Raw genomic sequence first — 16,537 nt, 5'->3', positions numbered from 1 at the left:
CGGGCGGGGGAGCACAGTGTGGAGGTACGTTGTGAACACGGAAAAGAAAACCATCGTGCTGGGTGAGCCCGTCACCATGGAGCAGTTTATCGCTGTGTGCCGGGAGGGCGCACAGGTGGAGTTCTCCCACGACTATTGCCGGCGGGTGGACAAGTCCCGCCAGCTGGTGGAGCGCTGGGTGGACGAGGAGAAGGTGATGTACGGTGTCACCACCGGCTTTGGCGCCCTGTGTACCAAGGCCATCAGCAAGGAGGAGACGGCCAAGCTGCAGGAGAACATCATCCTGTCCCACTCCGTCTCCCTGGGCGAGCCCCTGAGCATCGAGCGGGTGCGGGGCATCATGCTGATGATCCTGCAGAACCTGGGCCAGGGCTACAGCGGCGTGCGGCTGGAGCTGCTGGAGCAGTACCGCCAGTTCCTGAACCGGGGTCTGACCCCCTGGGCCCCCGGGGACGGCAGCGTGGGCTATCTGTCCCCCGAGGCCCACATGGCCCTGGTGCTCATCGGCCGGGGCAAGGCCTATTACCAGGGCGAGCTGCTGCCCGGCGACCAGGCCCTGAAAAAGGCCGGTCTGGAGCCCATCACCCTCAGCTCGAAGGAGGGCCTGGCCCTGGTGTCCGGCACCACCTCCGCCACCGCCATGGCCGCTTTGGGCCTTTACGACTTCCAGAAGGCCGCCAAGTCCGCAGACATCGTCGGGGCCATGTCGCTGGAGGCCCTGAAGGGCGTGATGAACGCCTTTGACGCGCGGGTGATGCAGGTGCGCCCCCACGCTGACCAGGGGGACACCGCCGAGAACGTCCGCCGCATCCTGGCCGGTTCCGGCATCATCGAGAAGTACCAGGGCCACCGGGTGCAGGATGCCCTGTCCCTGCGGTGCATCCCCCAGCTCCACGGTGCGGCCAAAAAGACCTTCCGGGATGCCAAAGAGACCATCGAGATCGAGATGAACTCCTGCTGTGACAACCCCATCCTGTGGCCCGAGGAGGGCAGCCAGGACGTGATCTCTGCCTGCAACCCCGACTCCGCCTATGTGGGCATGGAGATGGATTCCGCCTGCATCGCCGCCGTCTCTCTGGCCAAGATGTCTGAGCGGCGGAACAACCGGATCATCGACGAGTCCCTGTCCGGCTACCCCAGCTTCTGCATTGCGAGCCCCGGCCTGAACTCCGGCCTGATGATCCCCCAGTATACCCAGGCGGGCCTCATCAACGAGATGCGCGGCCTGGCCACCCCCGCCACCATCGACAACACCCCCACCTGCTGCAACCAGGAGGACTATGTGGCCATGGGCTATCTGGCCTGCAAGAAGTCCGGCCCCATGGCGGAGAAGCTGGAGTATGTGCTGGCCATCGAGCTGCTGTCCGCCTATCAGGTGCAGCAGTTCGTGGACCCGGAGGTGAAGCGCAGCCCCGCCACCCAGGCCGTGCTGGACGAGATCGCCAAGCATGTGCCCGTGCTGAAGCAGGACGACTTTCTGTATCCCTATATCGTGTATCTGAAGGACTTTATCCACTCCGGCGGTCTGATCCGCACGGTGGAATCTGTGACTGGAGCGTTGAAGTAATATGAAAAAGCAAGTGGAGATCGATCTGAAGAAAATTTTTCTTACGCCCCCCAACACCCGGATGGAGAAGATCACCCTGCTGGTGATGATGGTGGTGGTGTTCGTCATGTTTTTCGGACCCATCTGCTTTTCCGAGATCCACCCGGTGAAGGCCGTTTTGCTGGCCTGTCTGCCCACCCTGTCTATCTCCTGGGGCTGGATCGTGCTGCTCCGCTCGCTGTTTCGGAAATCGGAATTCTGCAAATAAGCTAACCCCCGCCGGACACCCGGCGGGGGGTTCTCTTGCTTCCCCTGGGGGAAGGCGAATAGACTTTTTTATTTCCAACTCTCCCACACGTCCGGGCAATACCCCACCGTGGCCTGGCGGCCGTTGCGGACGATGGGGGTGCGCAGGAGGGTGGGGTCCTCCAGAATGTGCTGGACCTTCGCCTGACTGTCGGCCAGATAGCCCAGCAGGGCGGCGTCCGGGTGCCCCGGGTCCACCAGAGCGTCCAGACCCACGGCGGAGATGACGCTGGTCAGCTCCCCCCGGCTGATGCCGATCTTCTTCAAGTCGATATCCTGAACCTTCACCCGGCGCTCCTTGAAATAGCGCTGGGCTTTTTTCGTGTCAAAGCACTTTTTCACACCAAAGATCTGAATGTTCATCGTCGTCCTCCCGCACCGTCTGGTTTCCCCTATGATACCAGGTTTTTCTCCCCGGGACAAGGCGGTTTTCAGCCATACTAACGTCAGGTTATCCACAGAAGGGGGCGAACATGTGGAAAAATTGGCGCAGCTGGGTTTTGTGCTGGCCCGCCGGGGGAGAGTGGGCCTGGCCCGGACCCCGGACGGGGCGGGGGAGGATCTTGTGAGAGCCTGCGCCGGGGGCGTGGCGGCGGCGGGGGGCCGGGCGGAGCTCTTCCCCAATTTAACCAGCCCGGTGGAGGGGAGCTGGGCGGCCCGGCGGTGGGGCCTGCCCGCCCTGTTGTTTTTTGACACGGAGGGCCCGCCCCGGCTCCACCTGTTCGACCGCCTGGGGCTGCCCTTTGCCCCGGAGGCCCTGGGGCGGTTAAAGGAGGCCCTGTCCCAGCCCCCGGCGGCAGGAGCGGAGGGGGGAGCCTGGACCGTCCGCCATATTCCCGAAGGGCTGTGGGCGGGGGAGACCGCCCGGCAGCTGGCCCTGGGGCGGAGCGGCCCTCCCTGGCGGCATCGGCAGGCGGCGGTGCCCGGAGACCGGGGGGCGGACCGGGACTTGGGCCGGGTGCTCTCCGCCCTGGGCTGGCAGGTGGAGGAGCGGTGGCGGCCCGGCATTCCCGCTTTTTTCACCGCCCGGGGCGGCTTTTGCCTGCTGGCCCAGGACGAGACGGGAGCGCCCATCCCCCCGGAGCGCCTGCTGGCCCTGGTGGCCCTGATCGAGATGGAAAACGGCGGGGGGATCGTCGCCCTGCCCTCGGTCCGGGCCCCGTGGGCGGCCCCGGCAGCGCTGTGCTATGGGGGGCAGGTGCTGGCCCTGGAGCGGGACGGGGAGCGGGCCCGCCGACTGTACGCCGCCCGCCCCTGGCTGTGGTCCGCCCCCGCCGCCGCCGGCCGCATCTGCGCAAGAATGGCCGCCTCGGGGGAGAGATTGAGCACGCTGGCTGGGCTGGTACCGCAGCGGGCGGGAACAAAATGATCGGTTCCCGCCCGCTTGTTAGAACATATTTCAGACTGTCAAAAAAGCCTGTCATTGCGAGGAGGCCCAACGGGCCGACGTGGCAATCCGTTCCTAAAACTCACGAGTATCAGCACATTTCCGACTTTTGGGTTACGGATTCCCACGTCGCTTCGCTCCTCGGAATGACAGAAACGGGTTTATTGACACGCTGCATATTTACTTGGGGGATAAATACGTTACATCCCAGGAAGCGTAAAGAAACAGCCCAAATTCTGCGCAGGATACAAGGAGCGAAACCAACGGGTCCATGGTTGAAAATACGCGAAACAGCAGGCACAGCAGTAAACCAAACCAGATGACGGCTTGCCCCCAAGGGGAGATAGGCCGCTCTCCAGGCGGAGAACAGGAAGCGCGGGGAAAGCGAAGAAGCATCGCAGCAAAAAAACAGACAATGGCTATTTTCCCCACAAACAGGCCAAGCCCCCAAAGCTGATGCCACATCAGATAGAAGATATGGATGTCCAGATACCAGCTTCCGGCTAGGAATACGCCATACAGCAGAAGAAACCATGGGAACCATGACCTGCGCCGCTCAGGTGTTCCATCCGTTCCATAGGAAAAGAGAAAACGAACACCGAGCCAAGGCATGAAAATCGCAAAGGGGAACAATTCTTCTATGGCAAAACCGTAGCCGGAGGTCGAAGTTTTCCAGAGGAAAGCACATGCCTCCAGGATCAAGGAAAGGGAAAGCCAGCGATGGAGAAAGAAAAACGCGCGATGCCAACGAGAATTAGAGTTCATATCCGGTTTCACAGGTGAGAATAGATGTTTTAGCTTCATAAAAAACCGCTCTTTTTCGTTTTTACAGAAAATCATCTACTTCAATATCAGAAAGAGATAGGGACATGATACATTTCGCTTGCCCATCACTTTCAAAAGGATTACTCGTGTTGGGGTCCATGGTGCGCTTTCCATTTCACAAAGGTTACTGTGGTAAGCCCGCACACCACACAGGAGTATCAACCCTGTCATGGCTTCTATATGGGTATTTGCTGAACCCCCAGCCGGCAGCTCCCGGCCAAGACGCTCTGGGCCTAATCACTCTTTACCCTCGCCCAGACGAGCATCGAATCCTGCTGCAGCACTCAGCTGACACCGACCGCAGCTCCACAAAAACACTATACTAATCCATTCTCATACTGCCATAAATAAACGAGGAAATCAACAACATACGTAGAAAAATAACTGTATAACGGTTTACCCGTTTATATATAAACGGGTAAACCGTTATAAAATGTCTGTTTCAAAATGCAGTCTTCAGACCCAAGCGGAAAATGTTTGCATTATAAAAGTTAGCGGGAACCGCCGCTTTGACAGTTCCCGCTAACTTTGTCTTTAATCTGATTTTTCAAAATTCTATTTTGCAACAGTCCATTTTGATTTCTTAATTAAGACTTCTTCCAATTTCCTATTAAATTCACCAAATTTAGAATCAAGAGCATTCCTAACACAAAACAACTATAATACTTTGTCTCTCCATCAAATACAAAAACTGCATAGGCCAGAGCAAAAACATTAATTATTAGCAAGCTTATCCACGCCAATTTACTTACATTTTTCATCCTACTTAGGCCGGCTTCCACGCACTCACTCTTACACTTTTCATGCTCCCATAAAGTAATCTGAACATTTCCAAAGCATAATCGTTATCCCTATTTCTATACGAAGCCGGTACATAGAAAAAGTCGTCTTTATATTCTGTCTTTCCCGCAGTTTTCTCAGTAATTATATAACGATCTCCAGTGAACATAGTATATCGATTGCTGTCCTCATCATCCTGTAGTCTCCAATGGTAAGATGTCTTCTGGCAATTAAGAATAGTACCTTGGGGGATAACAAATGGACCAACCGTAGCTGTAAGACCCAATCCCCAAATAAGCCACTGAACCGCTTGGCTTGCAATTGCGCCTGGAATACTAAATATTAAAGTTACAATCCCTGCTAAAGTCGCAAGATTCTTATATTCGCCATACATATCATACTTTGCATTAGGCTCATATCTACTCATATACCCCAAATGCATCAATCGAGTTACCTCGCTTGTATAACTAATAGGAATACACCTATACTCAATTGCTCCCACATATGTGTAGTCTGGAGCCGCCAGCGTAGCACTCTCTTCTTCATAACTTGCTTTTACAGGAACAAATGTCTGCTCTGTTTTTATCTGTTTATCTTGCTCCATATGAATAGACGTTAGTTTATTCATCTGACGATCTACAAAAACTGTATCTGTTACGTTTCCATTTTCAATCTGTTTAAAGACTACATCCCCATTTTCATAGTCTTCTGCTACTAACGTAATATCTTCTGAAATCTCCAATTCAGTAACATTTTTCTCATTTGTTTTATATGTTGTGAGGTTTGTATCAACTGCAAAAGTAGGCGCTATTATAGATGTAGAAATACTAAAAAATAGTATAATGCTTATCACTCGTTTCATAATATCTGACCTCCATTCTACAATTAATCAGTTTTTTATCAAACCATTTTCTTAATAATTTACATATCCAGAAACATTGATAGTTTCAGAAGAATTGTTTTTTACTGCAAAATAATAACGCCCTCTTTGGCTTACTTTGATGGCCTTATCAAAGCTTCCTGTTGTTGTATTTAGCCCATAGAACAAACCATCTGGTGCAATCAGGCCAAAGTCAACACTTGCAGTCTGCGGAGAATATACAGCATTGATAGCTACCGTCTCTCCAATCTCTAACGGAAACTCCTTGTCTGCTTTTACCGTAGAGTTTCCTGGCACTTCCATATCGAAGTGTCCAGTCGCTCTCATAAAACTAAATGCTCTTTAATCGGGTAGTTCTGCTGCATATGTCGAAACTGTACAACAACTCACTGTCACTACAAGCATCAATAAACTCGTCACTATTTTTCTAAGTTTCAATCATGCACCTCTTTCCTAATTTGGTATTTGTGATATTTTCAAACTAAGTTGTCTTAGTAAGAAACAGTACATGAGACCTGGACAGTCGTGCTGGAATTGTTACGAATCGCAAGATAATACTTATCTGCCTTTGGAACTTTAACGGTGGCCTTAATTCGTCCGTTGCCGGAATTTATATAATAAAAGGTCCCGTCGGACGAGATAAGGCCAAAGTCAACACTGGAGCCGGTGGGGGTGTAGGTGCCGTTGAAGGTGACAGTTTCATTCGCATCTAAAGAAAACGTGGTGCTGGCCCTTTTCATGTTATTGGGAGAAATACTCCAATTGAGGCGGTTGGTGGCTCTGGCCGAATGATTGGTCCAAGCCAAAACGTCAAACTCCAAATCAGAGATTTCGGTCACACTGTTGGTCGGAATGACGATGGTGCATTCTTGAGAAAGTGCCGATGCCGGGATATTTACGCTGTTTAAAAGTAAGACGCACAACAGCGCACTGCAAAGATGTTTTAGCTTCATAAAAAACCTCTCTTTTCGTTTTTACAGAAAATCATCTACTTCAATATCAGAAAGAGAAACTTGCTCGGAATCCAAATCATACAAATCAATGGCCCTGGGTTCCCTTGCCCAAAGTACGAACAATGTTGCCGCAACAGCAATCACAACGACCAAGAGAATGGTAAGCAGATAGATCAGTATGATTGCTTTTCGTTTATTTGGATGGATTATTTTACTGCTTGTATTTGTATGTTCTAATTCCGAGGGCGCTTCTTCTTGTTTCTCGACCTCCTTTTCAGCAACCAGGGCTTGCGGCAGGTCCATGTCATCGTTTAACAGATGATCTACCGGAACCTGATACAGGCGGCTGAGCGCTTTCAGACTGTCCGTGGATGGGAGCACTGCGCCTGTCTCCCAGGTGGAGATGGCCTGGCGGGAGACATTCAGCGCTTCGGCTGCCTGGGCCTGGTTTAATTTTTGGGCTTTTCGCAGAGAGACCAATTTTTCGTTCAGTTTCATGTTTTCACCTGTTGTCACTGCTAGTTTAGCCTGAAGTCTGTGAGAAAGTAAACCACATTCAGCTGACATCTGCGCAAATATAGTTTACATCTGCCTTTTTTTAACGCTTTTTCAACAAAATGGGCCGCTTTTCAGCTTTCACTGCGCCTGCTGGTCCAACTGGATGGCCCAGGGTAGATCACCTCAAATTTACTTTGCTCCTCCTCTGTTTCGATCATTTGCAAATAAATCAGCAAGTTCATCCATCCTCCGGCGGAAAATCTGTCATTATCATATCAGACGTACAGAGAGAAGTCCAGAGATGGAATATCCTGCGTATCTCCCCACAAAGCGACCTTCTTTTCTGAAAGTCATGGTATACTTTTATCGGCGGGTGTGTTATACTGTTAGCATTGATTGACTTGGATTTATGCGCACGGGGGCGGCTGACGCGACCTTTTGCCCCCTCGGCGTTTAAATATTCCGTTTGCCAAAGCCGCGATCACAGGCGGGGACGGCGTGCGGAAAGACAGCGAAAGAGACCAGACCAAAGGGACCCCAGGGCGGCCCTCTCCCCGGCGAGGCAGGGCCGGTGAGACCGGCCGAACAGGGTCTTGCGCCGTGCCAGGAGCACGGCTGTTTTGGCATGGGCTTTTTCGAGATAACAGGAATTTACTGATATAATTTTGATAGTAAAGGAGCTATTATGGCAGAAAAACTGAAAATTATTTCCCTGGGCGGACTGAACGAGATCGGGAAGAACCTGACCGTCTATGAGTACGGCGGCGACATCATCGTGGTGGACTGCGGCATGGGCTTCCCGGATGACGATATGTATGGCATCGACGTGGTCATTCCCGACGTGAGCTATCTCATCAAGAACCAGAGCAAGATCCGGGGCATCTTCATCACCCACGGACACGAGGACCACATCGGGGCCCTGCCCTATGTGCTGCGCTCCATCAACGCCCCCATCTATGCCACCCGCATGAGCATGGGCCTGATCCGCTTGAAGCTGGAGGAGCACCGCCTGCTGTCCAAGACCAAGCTCATCACCTGCGAGGCCGGGGACGTGGTGAAGGCGGGCAAGTTCAGCGTGGAGTTCATCCATGTGAACCACTCCATCGCCGACGCAGTGGCCTTTGCCATCAAGTGCCCCGTGGGCACCTGCGTCCACACCGGCGACTTCAAGATCGACTCCACCCCCATCCAGGGAGGGATGATGGACCTGGCCCGCCTGGGCGAGCTGGGCAAGGAGGGGGTGCTGGCCCTGCTGGCCGACTCCACCAACGTGGAGCGCTCCGGCTTTACCCGCAGCGAGCGCAGCGTGGGCGCCTCCTTCGATGCCCTGTTCCGGGGCTGCCAGGAGCGCATCATCGTCACCACCTTCGCCTCCAACGTGGACCGCATCCAGCAGATCATCGACGTGGCCGCCCGCTATGGCAGAAAGGTGGCCGTCACCGGCCGGTCCATGGAGAACATCATGAAGGTGTCCACCGAGCTGGGCTATATGAATGTGCCGGACGGGGTGCTGATGGACTTGAACCACATCAAATCCCTGCCCAAGCACAAGGTGTGCATCATCACCACCGGCAGCCAGGGCGAGACCATGTCCGCCCTGACCCGCATGGCCTTTAACACCCACCGTCAGGTGGACCTGATGCCCGGGGACCGGGTGATCATCTCCGCCTCCGCCATCCCGGGCAACGAAAACGCCATTGGCAACGTGGTCAACGAGCTCTACCGCAAGGGGGCCGAGGTGATGAACGAGCGGGAGCTGGCCCTCCATGTCTCCGGCCACGCCTGCCAGGAGGAGCTGAAGATCGTCCACGCCCTGGTCAAGCCCAAGTTCTTCATCCCCGTCCACGGCGAGCAGCGGATGCTGCAGATCCACGCCCGTCTGGCCCAGGGCATGGGCATGGACCCCAACCATGTGCTGGTCAGCGACATCGGCCGGGTCATGGAGCTCACCCCCAACTCCGCCCGCCTGGCGGGCACCGTCACCGCCGGTCAGGTCTTTGTGGACGGCTACGGCGTGGGCGACGTGGGCAGCGTGGTCCTGCGGGACCGCCGCCACCTGGCCCAGGACGGCATGATCGTGGTGGTGCTGTCCATGTCCGGGGAGGACGGAGCCCTGGTCTCCGGCCCGGACATCATCACCCGGGGCTTTGTATATGTAAAGGAGTCGGAGGGCCTGATGGAGGAGCTGCGCCAGGTGGCCATGGAGGCCATCCAGAGCGTGGACACCCGCTATGCCACCGACTGGTCCGCCATCAAGAGCACCATCAAGGGCGACCTGTCCAACTACCTGTACAAAAAGACAAAACGCTCCCCCATGATCCTGCCTGTCATCATGGAGGTGTAAAACAAAAACATGGCTCTCCCGAAAAATGGGAGGGCCATGTTTTTTCTTGCTATATTTTGAATAATATGGTATAATGACCATGGCGCATGGATATGCGCTGGCGCTGCCAGTAGCGGTAGGCGGGGGCCCCTCATTCGCAATGTCCCTTGAGGAGGCCGGACTTCTTTGACAAAAGCCTCCTCTTTTCTGAGGGGAGGTGGTACATATGGTAACTTATTCGGATCTGATTTTGATCGGACAGCTCATTGTGGCCGTCTTGAATTTGTTTGTCCATATCTACAATAATAAGAAGAAGTGACCGCCCCAATAAGCCCCCAAGCTTAGCGATCACTTCTTACTTAGTGTAAGGGCTCCCGTCTACCGGCAGCGCCTTCCTCTTGTCTTTATTCTACTGTAAAAAAGAGGATTTGTCAATCCCCCGGCGTGGGCCGGGGGATGCGCTTTCCTATCCTGTCTCAATCGTTTGCCGTGGCCTGCTGGGCGATGGCGATGAAGCGCTCGCCGAAGTGGGACAGGGGGCGGTCCAGGCGATAGCCGGCGATGAGACAGCTGAAGGTGGACGGGTCGGTGAGGGGGAAGAAGTCCACTCCGGCGGAGGAGGCGGAGGCGGCGGGGATGGCCCGCAGGAACAGCTCCGGGCAGATGGTGATGCCCACCCCCGCCTGGGCCATGGCCAGAGTGGTGACGGTGTTCTCCGTCTCCAGAATCAGTTTGGGCTTGAAGTAATACCGGCTGAAATATTGGTCCACGATGCTGCGGGTGCGGTTGCCCCGCTTGATGAGCACAAAGGGCATGGACTGGAATGCTCCGATGTCCGCTCCGTTGGAAAACTGCTCCCGGACCACATCCGCCTGGGCCCCAAAGAGCTGGTTGGTGAATGCCTTCGGCACCACCATCATCAGCCGCTGCTGGGTGAGGGAGACGGTCTCCACCCCGTCGAGCATAATGGGCTGAAAGCAGATGACCAGGTCCACCCTGCCGTGGGACAGCTCGTCCTCCAACTGGTTGGAGTTGCCCTCGTACAGGGAAAAGTCCACCATGGGGAACTCCTCCCGGAAGCGGGGCAGGATGTCAGGCAGCAGAGCCAGACCACAGGTGTGGGAGATGCCCACCCGCAGCACCCCCAGATAGTGGCGGTTGATGTCCCCCACCTTGCTGAGATATTGGCTGTACAGGTCGATGATCTGGGTGGCCGTCTGCACCAGCTGGTCCCCGGCATAGGTGAGGGCCAGCTTGGGGGAGCGGGTAAACAGCTTCACGTTCAGCTCACGCTCCATGTTGCTGATGTGGCTGGACAGGGACTGCTGGGAGATGTAAAGCCGTTCGGCAGCCCGGGTGATGTTCAGCTCCTCGGCCACCATCAGAAAGTATTTCAGGTGTAAAAAATTCACGGATGCCTCCTCATCATGACAAGGGGTGAAGCCGGAAAGTCCCGCAGAGCGGGCCCGGCGGGTATGCTGGAAGGTCTGTTACCAGCATTGTATCACAATCAAAAGCCTGTGGCAACCCACGGGAAAAAGCTGGTGTTCCCAAAAGAATATCCGTGGCATAATAGAGCCATAGATCACTGCGCTGAAAGGGATGTGTTCGCCCGGACGGCGCTGCCTGCACAGAACATAGATGGATCATAATTTTTAATAAGGAAGGATGTTTTCACTATGAAGTGCCTTATCATCGATGTTGTCCACGAGGCCATTGCCCAGGAGCTGGGCAAGTACATGGAGGTCAAGGTCAGCGAGAAGCTGCCCCCCGCCAAGGACGAGCTGAAGGCCATGATCGGGGATGTGGACGTGCTGATCATGCGCGTTGACCCCATGATCGACAAGGAGGTCCTGGATGCCGCCAAGAACCTGAAGGTCATCGGCGTGTGCTCCGTGGGTCTGAACCACATCGACACCAAGTATGCCGAGGAGAAGGGCATCAAGGTGTTCAACGCCCCCGGCCTGAACGGCAACGCCGTGGCCGAGCTGACCATCTGCAAGATGCTGGAGCTGTCCCGCCACACCATCCCCGCTCACCGGGACGTGACTGTGAACCAGAAGTGGGACAAGTACGCCTTCGTGGGCCGCGAGCTGCGGGGCAAGACCCTGGGCGTGCTGGGCTTTGGCCGCATCGGCCAGCGCGTGGGCGAGATCGCCCGGGTGTTCGGCATGAAGGTCGTGGCCTATGACCCCTATCTGCCCGCCGAGATCTTCACCAAGAACGAGGCCACCTCTATGAGCATCGCCCAGGTGTGCGAGGTCGCCGACTTCGTTACCATCCACATGCCCCTGAACGACGAGACCCGCAACCTGTTCAACGCCACCTCCATCGCCGAGATGAAGCCCGACGCCGTTGTGCTGAACATGGCCCGCGGCGGCATCGTCAACGAGAAGGACATGTATGAAGCCCTGAAGGCCGGCAAGATCGGCGGCTATGCCACCGACGTGCTGGAGAACGAGGTCGCCGGCGACGGCCTGACCGAGGACTCCCGCTTCTACTCCCCCCTGTTCGACCTGGACAACTTCGTGGTCTCCCCCCACATCGGCGCTCAGACCGTGGACGCCTCCCGGGACATCGGCCAGCACATCATCGCCAAGGTGAAGGAAGCTCTGAACCTGGGCTGATGTTAGCCGAACTATCCGCATAGATCAAAATGCCCCCGCTCCCAACAGGAGCGGGGGTTTTTGCGCACAAAAAAGCTCGCCGCCCCGGTCGGGCGGCGAGCTTGCGTTTTCACTGTATTTGGCGTTGACGTGTGGGGAGGCTTTAGTACGCCACGCCCCAGTAGATCATGTGCTTGGCGGGCTTGCCGCAGCAGACGCACACATCGCCCACCTTGTCCTGCTTCAGGGGCATGCAGCGGGAGGTGACACCGGCCTGCTCCTTCATCTTCAGCTCGCAGTCCAGCTCGCCGCACCACATGGTCTTGGCAAAGCCGCCCTCGGTGTCCATGAACTGCTTCACCTCGTCCAGGGTGTGGCACACCTTGGTGTGGTCCTCCAGATTCTTCTTGGCCCGCTCGTACAGGCCGTTGTGGACGGAGTCCAGCAGCTCCTGGACGCGGGTCTCCAGCTCGTCCAGGCTGACGAAGACCTTCTCGCCGGAGTCCCGGCGGCAGATGCAGCACTGGTTCTTCTCCATGTCCTTGGGGCCGATCTCCACCCGCAGGGGCACGCCCTTCATCTCGTACTGGGCGGCCTTCCAGCCCATGGACTGGTCGCTGTCGTCCATCTGGGCCCGGACACCGGCGGCCTTCAGGCGCTCCAGCAGGGCGGCGGCGGCGTCCAGCACGCCGGGCTTGTGCATGGCCACGGGGATGACCATGGCCTGGATGGGGGCGATGCGGGGGGGCAGGACCAGACCGCTGTTGTCGCCGTGGGTCATGATGATGCCGCCGATCATGCGGGTGGACACGCCCCAGCTGGTCTGGTGGGGGTGGTGGAGCTGGTTGTCCTTGCCGGTGAAGGTGATGTCAAACGCACGGGCAAAGCCGTCGCCGAAATAGTGGCTGGTGCCGGACTGGAGGGCCTTGCGGTCGTGCATCATGCACTCCACGGTATAGGTCTCCTCGGCACCGTTGAACTTCTCCTTATCCGTCTTGCGGCCCCGGACCACGGGCATGGCCAGCACGTTCTCCAGGAAATCGGCATAGACGTTCAGCATCCGCATGGTCTCTTCCCGGGCCTCCTCGGCGGTGGCGTGCATGGTGTGGCCCTCCTGCCACAGGAATTCCCGGTGGCGCAGGAAGGGGCGGCTGGTCTTCTCCCAGCGCAGGACGGAGCACCACTGGTTATACAGCTTGGGCAGGTCCCGGTGGGAGTGGATGACGTTTTTATAGTGCTCGCAGAACAGGGTCTCACTGGTGGGACGGATGCAGTAGCGCTCCTCCAGCTTCTCGCTGCCGCCCATGGTGACCCAGGCGCACTCGGGGGCAAAGCCCTCCACATGGTCCTTCTCCTTCTGGAGCAGGGACTCGGGGATGAGCATGGGCAGATATACGTTCTCGTGCCCGGTCTCCTTGAACTTCTGGTCCAGGGCGTGCTGGATGTTCTCCCAGATGGCGTAGCCATAGGGGCGATAGATGAACATACCCTTGATGGAGGAGTAGTCGATGAGCTCTGCCTTCTTGCACACGTCGGTGTACCACTGGGCAAAGTCCACCTCCATGTCGGTGATCTGCTCCACCTGCTTCTTGTTGGAGTTCTGAGCCATAGTATTTCAGTCCTTTATAAATAAGAATCATCGAAAAAACTCGTGTCCTTTATTGTATGGAATCAGGTGGAAAAAGTCAAGCGCCTGGGGCAAGTTCGGCGGGGATTTTCCCTCTTGTTTGAAGGGGAGAGGCGTGGTATACTTCGGTCATGACATCTCATTTGACACGAAAAGGGGGAGCGCATATGGACGCGCAGGAGAGAAGGCAGGCCATCGCACGGCGGCTGGAGGGGGCCAGCGGGCCGGTGAGTGCCGCCGTTTTGGCCCGGGAGCACTCCGTCAGCCGCCAGATCATCGTGGGGGACATCGCCCTGCTGCGGGCGGGGGGGATGGACATTGCCGCCACCCCCAGGGGCTATGTGCTGCCCGCCCCCGCCGCCGGACTGGTGCGCACCCTGGCCTGCCGCCACCGGGCCGACCAGATGGAGGAGGAGCTCAACGCCATGGTGGACCAGGGCTGCACCGTGCTGGACGTGATCGTGGAGCACCCCATCTATGGCCAGCTCACCGGCCAACTGCAAATTTCCAACCGGTATGACGTGGGCCAGTTTGTCCAGCGCTGCCGCCGCCAGGAGGCCGCCCCCCTGTCCCAACTCACCGAGGGCATCCACCTCCACACCGTCGCCTGCCCCAGCCAGGAGGCCTATGACCGGGTGAAGGAGAGCTTGAGTAAGCTGGGGTTTTTGCTGGAGGAGAAGTAAACCCCTGGGGCAGCCCTCTCAGTCGCGGCTGCGCCGCGCCAGCTCTCCCACAGGGAGAGCCAAGTAGGGGCGGATGTCCCCATCCGCCCGATAGCCAAGGGCCGCTGGGGACAGCGGCCCCTACTGTCATTGCGAGAAGCGAAGCGACGCGGCAATCCGTTCCCAACGTCTCCCTTGCCTCCCCCTGTGGGGGAGGTGCCCAGTGCGCACACTGGGCGGAGAGGGCCTCGCCCCCAAAATAAAACGCTTGACAAATTTTCATAGGCGTGTAAAATGTGGTAGACATGTGTCTTGACACGTGTCTACCATGTTTTGAAATGAGTGTGTGTAAATGGAGAAGCTGAAAGCCTTTCTGAAGCGAAAAAACATTGTCATCTCCGCCAAGCGCTATGGCATCGACGCCCTGGGGGCTATGGCCCAGGGTCTGTTCTGCTCCCTGCTCATCGGGACCATCATCAACACCATTGGCACCCAGTTCCACATCCCCTTCCTGACCCAAGTGGTGGCCACCCTGGGCAGCGGGGACCACACCATCAGCTATACCGTGGGCGGCCTGGCCTCGGCCATGAGCGGCCCGGCCATGGCGGTGGCCATCGGCTATGCCCTGCAGGCCCCGCCCCTGGTGCTGTTCTCCCTGGCCACGGTGGGCTTTGCCTCCAACACCCTGGGTGGAGCGGGAGGCCCTCTGGCTGTGCTGTTCATCGCCATCATCGCCGCCGAGCTGGGCAAGGCGGTGTCTAAGGAGACCAAAGTGGACATCCTGGTCACCCCCCTGGTGACCATCTTCGCCGGTGTGGCCCTGGCGGCCTGGTGGGCCCCGGCCATCGGCAAGGCGGCCGCACAGGTGGGCGCGCTGATCCGCTGGGCCACCGAGCTGCAGCCCTTCTGGATGGGCATCATCGTCTCCGTGGTCATCGGCATTGCCCTGACCCTGCCCATCTCCTCCGCCGCCATCTGCGCCGCCCTGACCCTCACGGGCCTGGCCGGGGGTGCGGCGGTGGCCGGCTGCTGCGCCAACATGGTGGGTTTTGCGGTGCTGTCCTTTAAGGAGAACGGCTGGGGCGGCCTGGTGAGCCAGGGCATCGGCACCTCCATGCTCCAGATGCCCAACATCGTGAAGAACCCCCGCATCTGGCTGCCCGCTATCCTCACCTCCGCCATCACCGGGCCCATGGCCACCTGCCTGTTCCACCTGCAGATGAACGACCCCGCCGGCGGTGTGGCCTCCGGCATGGGCACCTGCGGCCTGGTGGGCCAGATCGGCGTGTATGCCGGCTGGGTCAACGACGTGGCCACCGGCGTGAAGGCCGCCATCACCCCCATGGACTGGGTGGGCATGGCCCTCATCTGCTTCATCCTGCCCGCCGTGCTGTGCTGGCTGTTCGGGCAGCTGTTCCGCAAGATGGGCTGGATCGGCGAGGGGGATCTGACCCTGCCGCAGTAACGGCCCTCTCCGCCCAGTGTGCGCACTGGGTACCTCCCTTTGACAAGGGAGGCTGCCCTCTCAGTCACGGCTGACGCCGTGCCAGCTCCCCCACAGGGGGAGCCAAGGCGGTCAAAAAACCTGTCATTGCGAGGAGGGGCATCGCCCCGACGTGGCAATCCGTAACCCCCGTCCCTTGGCCCCCTTGTTAAAGGGAGGCTGCTGGACGGGGTTACTGTGGGTGCATACGCCCCCGGCGGGCCGCTGAGGACAGCGGCCCCTACGGACAAGGTTCGTCAGATTCCGTAGGGGCGGATGTCCCCATCCGCCCGGAAAGCTTTGTGCGCCGACGACGGGCGGCTGATAGCCGCCCCTACAGGAGACCGGTGGAGCAGGTGTAGGGGCGGATATCATCCGCCCGGAATCCCCTGCCCCTTGGCTCCCACCCTGGGGGAGCTGGTACGGCGCAGCCGTGACTGAGAGGGCTGCCCGCAAAAAAATCAAAAAAACCCTTGACGGGCAGGGGCTTGGCGTGGTATAGTTGCTATACCTGTGAAAGGGGCTTTTTTGTTGTGCGCATTTTTACGGTGTTTGACGCATGACCCCCTCCCGCATTGGACGGACACAGGGAGGCAGATCGCCGGAGCCCACCGTATCGCGCTGACGTGATTTTTTGCGTTTGTTTCGCTGGGTCCGGCCA

General features: G+C 57.5%; 15 protein-coding genes. 7 read left to right on the top strand and 8 right to left on the bottom strand.

Going from position 1 to position 16,537, the window contains the following annotated elements:
• The first annotated feature begins 31 nt into the window (after positions 1-31).
• Both H8S55_RS10910 and H8S55_RS10905 read left to right on the top strand, forming a co-directional pair.
• The gene (locus H8S55_RS10910) at positions 32-1,567 is read left to right on the top strand and encodes an HAL/PAL/TAL family ammonia-lyase (protein ID WP_366467863.1); all 1,536 of its coding nucleotides are present in this window, start codon (positions 32-34) and stop codon (positions 1,565-1,567) included.
• A gap of 1 nt (position 1,568) precedes the next feature.
• Positions 1,569-1,814: a hypothetical protein gene (locus tag H8S55_RS10905; protein WP_147563869.1), complete on the top strand. Its 246-nt coding sequence runs from the start codon at positions 1,569-1,571 to the stop codon at positions 1,812-1,814.
• 68 nt (positions 1,815-1,882) lie between these two features.
• Here the strand turns inward: H8S55_RS10905 and H8S55_RS10900 are convergent, their stop codons facing one another.
• Positions 1,883-2,215 carry an arsenate reductase family protein gene (locus tag H8S55_RS10900; RefSeq protein WP_147563868.1) on the bottom strand — a complete coding sequence of 111 codons (333 nt, stop codon included), beginning with the start codon at positions 2,213-2,215 and terminating at the stop codon, positions 1,883-1,885.
• Between the two features lie 112 nt (positions 2,216-2,327).
• Between H8S55_RS10900 and H8S55_RS10895 the strand changes: the two genes are divergently transcribed.
• Positions 2,328-3,221 (top strand): hypothetical protein, encoded by an 894-nt coding sequence (locus tag H8S55_RS10895; RefSeq protein WP_186878995.1) that lies wholly within the window; start codon positions 2,328-2,330, stop codon positions 3,219-3,221.
• A gap of 198 nt (positions 3,222-3,419) precedes the next feature.
• On the opposite strand, the gene H8S55_RS10890 is transcribed toward H8S55_RS10895, so the two are convergent.
• The 5 genes from H8S55_RS10890 to H8S55_RS10870 form a co-directional block, all read right to left on the bottom strand.
• The gene (locus tag H8S55_RS10890) at positions 3,420-4,043 is read right to left on the bottom strand and encodes a hypothetical protein (protein WP_186878994.1); all 624 of its coding nucleotides are present in this window, start codon (positions 4,041-4,043) and stop codon (positions 3,420-3,422) included.
• 787 nt (positions 4,044-4,830) lie between these two features.
• Positions 4,831-5,706, bottom strand: coding sequence for a hypothetical protein (locus H8S55_RS10885; protein ID WP_186878993.1), 876 nt, complete (start codon positions 5,704-5,706; stop codon positions 4,831-4,833).
• Positions 5,707-5,757: 51 nt separating this feature from the next.
• Positions 5,758-6,051, bottom strand: coding sequence for a hypothetical protein (locus H8S55_RS10880; protein WP_186878992.1), 294 nt, complete (start codon positions 6,049-6,051; stop codon positions 5,758-5,760).
• A 164-nt stretch (positions 6,052-6,215) separates the two neighbouring features.
• Entirely contained in the window at positions 6,216-6,677 is a 462-nt protein-coding gene (locus tag H8S55_RS10875; protein ID WP_186878991.1) for a hypothetical protein, read from the bottom strand.
• A gap of 21 nt (positions 6,678-6,698) precedes the next feature.
• A complete protein-coding gene (locus tag H8S55_RS10870; RefSeq protein ID WP_186878990.1) occupies positions 6,699-7,175 on the bottom strand; it encodes a helix-turn-helix transcriptional regulator in 477 nt (158 codons plus the stop codon).
• Positions 7,176-7,860: 685 nt separating this feature from the next.
• Between H8S55_RS10870 and H8S55_RS10865 the strand changes: the two genes are divergently transcribed.
• Complete coding sequence (locus H8S55_RS10865; protein ID WP_186878989.1) at positions 7,861-9,519, top strand: ribonuclease J; 1,659 nt, start codon at positions 7,861-7,863, stop codon at positions 9,517-9,519.
• 455 nt (positions 9,520-9,974) lie between these two features.
• On the opposite strand, the gene H8S55_RS10860 is transcribed toward H8S55_RS10865, so the two are convergent.
• Positions 9,975-10,910, bottom strand: coding sequence for a LysR family transcriptional regulator (locus tag H8S55_RS10860; protein ID WP_186878988.1), 936 nt, complete (start codon positions 10,908-10,910; stop codon positions 9,975-9,977).
• Positions 10,911-11,177: 267 nt separating this feature from the next.
• On the opposite strand from H8S55_RS10860, the gene H8S55_RS10855 reads away from it, so the two are divergent.
• Positions 11,178-12,125, top strand: coding sequence for a D-2-hydroxyacid dehydrogenase (locus tag H8S55_RS10855; RefSeq protein ID WP_186878987.1), 948 nt, complete (start codon positions 11,178-11,180; stop codon positions 12,123-12,125).
• Between the two features lie 142 nt (positions 12,126-12,267).
• Here the strand turns inward: H8S55_RS10855 and proS are convergent, their stop codons facing one another.
• Positions 12,268-13,713, bottom strand: coding sequence for a proline--tRNA ligase (gene proS / locus H8S55_RS10850; RefSeq protein ID WP_186878986.1), 1,446 nt, complete (start codon positions 13,711-13,713; stop codon positions 12,268-12,270).
• A 185-nt stretch (positions 13,714-13,898) separates the two neighbouring features.
• Between proS and H8S55_RS10845 the strand changes: the two genes are divergently transcribed.
• Positions 13,899-14,414 (top strand): transcription repressor NadR, encoded by a 516-nt coding sequence (locus H8S55_RS10845; RefSeq protein WP_186878985.1) that lies wholly within the window; start codon positions 13,899-13,901, stop codon positions 14,412-14,414.
• Between the two features lie 331 nt (positions 14,415-14,745).
• A complete protein-coding gene (locus H8S55_RS10840) occupies positions 14,746-15,858 on the top strand; it encodes a PTS sugar transporter subunit IIC (protein ID WP_186878984.1) in 1,113 nt (370 codons plus the stop codon).
• Positions 15,859-16,537 lie beyond the last annotated feature (679 nt).

This window comes from Flintibacter faecis, assembly GCF_014287875.1.
Taxonomy (GTDB): Bacteria; Bacillota; Clostridia; order Oscillospirales; family Oscillospiraceae; genus Lawsonibacter; species Lawsonibacter faecis_A.
The sequence above is the reverse complement of the archived record's forward strand: the minus strand, read 5'-3'. Positions and strand labels throughout refer to the sequence as shown.

Excerpts from the sequence above, each read along its gene's own strand:
- H8S55_RS10905 (WP_147563869.1), top strand. The coding sequence starts at position 1,569 with ATGAAAAAGCAAGTGGAGATCGATCTGAAGAAAATTTTTCTTACGCCC.
- H8S55_RS10900 (WP_147563868.1), bottom strand. The coding sequence starts at position 2,215 with ATGAACATTCAGATCTTTGGTGTGAAAAAGTGCTTTGACACGAAAAAA.
- H8S55_RS10890 (WP_186878994.1), bottom strand. The coding sequence starts at position 4,043 with ATGAAGCTAAAACATCTATTCTCACCTGTGAAACCGGATATGAACTCT.
- H8S55_RS10885 (WP_186878993.1), bottom strand. The coding sequence starts at position 5,706 with ATGAAACGAGTGATAAGCATTATACTATTTTTTAGTATTTCTACATCT.
- H8S55_RS10880 (WP_186878992.1), bottom strand. The coding sequence starts at position 6,051 with ATGAGAGCGACTGGACACTTCGATATGGAAGTGCCAGGAAACTCTACG.
- H8S55_RS10875 (WP_186878991.1), bottom strand. The coding sequence starts at position 6,677 with ATGAAGCTAAAACATCTTTGCAGTGCGCTGTTGTGCGTCTTACTTTTA.
- H8S55_RS10870 (WP_186878990.1), bottom strand. The coding sequence starts at position 7,175 with ATGAAACTGAACGAAAAATTGGTCTCTCTGCGAAAAGCCCAAAAATTA.
- H8S55_RS10865 (WP_186878989.1), top strand. The coding sequence starts at position 7,861 with ATGGCAGAAAAACTGAAAATTATTTCCCTGGGCGGACTGAACGAGATC.
- H8S55_RS10855 (WP_186878987.1), top strand. The coding sequence starts at position 11,178 with ATGAAGTGCCTTATCATCGATGTTGTCCACGAGGCCATTGCCCAGGAG.
- proS (WP_186878986.1), bottom strand. The coding sequence starts at position 13,713 with ATGGCTCAGAACTCCAACAAGAAGCAGGTGGAGCAGATCACCGACATG.
- H8S55_RS10845 (WP_186878985.1), top strand. The coding sequence starts at position 13,899 with ATGGACGCGCAGGAGAGAAGGCAGGCCATCGCACGGCGGCTGGAGGGG.
- H8S55_RS10840 (WP_186878984.1), top strand. The coding sequence starts at position 14,746 with ATGGAGAAGCTGAAAGCCTTTCTGAAGCGAAAAAACATTGTCATCTCC.